2 protein-coding genes are annotated in these 1,962 nt (G+C 45.8%); both read right to left on the bottom strand.

The annotated features are described in order from the left end of the window. Positions 1-108: 108 nt before the first annotated feature. A complete protein-coding gene (locus DWZ61_RS19350; RefSeq protein WP_118505228.1) occupies positions 109-1,188 on the bottom strand; it encodes a tyrosine-type recombinase/integrase in 1,080 nt (359 codons plus the stop codon). Then, on the bottom strand, positions 1,184-1,915 hold the full coding sequence (locus DWZ61_RS19345; protein WP_118540112.1) for an ATP-binding protein: 732 nt from the start codon (positions 1,913-1,915) through the stop codon (positions 1,184-1,186). Before DWZ61_RS19345 ends, DWZ61_RS19350 begins: the two co-directional genes overlap by 5 nt. Between the last annotated feature and the right edge of the window lie 47 nt (positions 1,916-1,962).

The following is a 1,962-nucleotide window of genomic DNA, read 5'->3' as shown; positions in this document are numbered from 1 at the left end:
CATGCTCCGGGAGTTCGTGGATTTTGCCAATGTATTTAACTAACTTTCCATTTTATGCAGAGATGATTAACCTAATACACCAAAAGTGTTGGGTATCTTTTCTAATTGTCATTTGTCCGGCTGGTCCGAATGTCTATTGCTGTGTTCCCGTAGATGAAAAGCATTGGCGGCCTGCCGACGGCGTTGTTCTTCCAGTGCGGCATAGTGTTTTCTTGTGGTATTTACATCTTTATGACCCAGAACATCTGCTACCAGATAGATATCCCTGGTTTCTTTATAGAGTTCGGTACCGTAGGTACTGCGTAGTTTATGGGGCGTGATTTTCTTTAAGGTGGTTACCCGGGAGGCATATTTTTTTACCAGATTCTCTACGGAGCGGACGGCCATCCGGCGACTCTGCAGGGACAGGAACAGAGCATTCTCATGTCCTTCGGCTGGAATGATATGTTCCCTTTGCTCCAGATAGTCGAGCAGAGCGGTTTCTACTTCATCGCCGAAGTAGACGATTGCTTCATAACCACCTTTTCTCCGGATCTTGATGCCGCCGTTATTGAAATCCACGTCGTTAATATCCAGACCTACACATTCCGATACACGGATGCCGGTTCCCAACAGAAGCGTCAGGAGGGCAACATCCCGGAGCTTTGTTTTCTTGTGGTATTCCAGTTCCTTTTTGGTCAGCTTGGTGCCGTCCTCCACCTGATCTAACAGAATAGCCACCTCATTGGGTTCCAGACGGATGATCTCTTTTTCATGACGCTTCGGCAGAGGAACCAGTGCCGCTGTGTTTTTCTCGATACGTTCGCTCTGAAAATAGTAATTATAGAAGCTTCGAAGAGCAGCCAGTTTTCTTGCCTTTCCCCGTTCCTCGTTCGTAATATTTTTCCCATCCTTCTGATACAGGCTCATATAGTCCAGATATTCTTCGATATCCGTCCGCTGTACCATATCCAGAACGGAAAGGGGAAATTCAGTAATCTCCATTTTATGGCAATAACTGTTTTTCTCATGGAGAAATTCAAAGAAAAGTCGAATATCATAGGCATAAGCCAGTCTTGTTCTGGTGGAAGTATAAGGCTCAATTCCACGGAAAAAATCTCTGCAGAAGCTGGGGAGCGTATCCAGAACCTTGCGGAGTTTTAAGATATTGTTTTTATTCTGTTCATCGTGATAATTTTCTTCGTTAATGACTGCCAAAGTAATCTGACCAACCTTCCATATTTCCTCGTTGGATCGCGGTGAAAATACGATCCCTGACACCGGGATTTTCCCGATGAATCTGTTGTAATAATTCTTTTATGTATTCCCGCTTGGTATGTCCGTCTGCGGGACAGGGACTTTTGACCACGGGAACCTGATATTTGTTCACGAAGCCGATGACCTCGGCTTCCCGCATATAGATTAGCGGCCGGATCACCGTCAGTCCGGTTTTGTCCAGATGCGTTACCGGGGAAAAGGTATGCAGACGTCCCTCGTAAAAGAGGGAGAGCATCATGGTCTCCACAACATCATCCTCGTGATGGGCATAGGCAATCTTATTGCAGCCCAGATCCTTTATGGCGTCATTCAGAGCGCCTTTACGCATTTTGGCACAGAGAGAACAGGGATTATTTTCCCTGCGGTCTTCAAACACGATTTTGGCGATAGAAGTTTCTACTACGGTGTAAGGAATCTCATGGGAGGCACAGAGTGCCCGGATCTCGTTCAGATCCAGATTCTGAAATCCCAGATTCACGGTTACGGCATAAATGCTGAACTTCTGCGGATAAAATTTTCTTAATTCATTGAGTGCCAGCAGAAGAGTAAGACTATCTTTGCCACCGGAGATCCCCACGGCGATCCGGTCGCCTTCCTCTATCATATGATAATCCTCTACGGCCTGTCTGACACGACTGAGTACTTTTTGTAATGTCATAGTTTTTGTCATTCCTTTCGCTTCGCTCAAGGCACAAACAAGTTATG

Origin of the sequence: Clostridium sp. AF34-10BH (assembly GCF_003478095.1) — a bacterium.
GTDB classification, from domain to species: Bacteria; Bacillota; Clostridia; order Lachnospirales; family Lachnospiraceae; genus Acetatifactor; species Acetatifactor acetigignens.
Note: the sequence above shows the minus strand (reverse complement) of the source record. Positions and strands in the feature narration are given on the sequence as shown.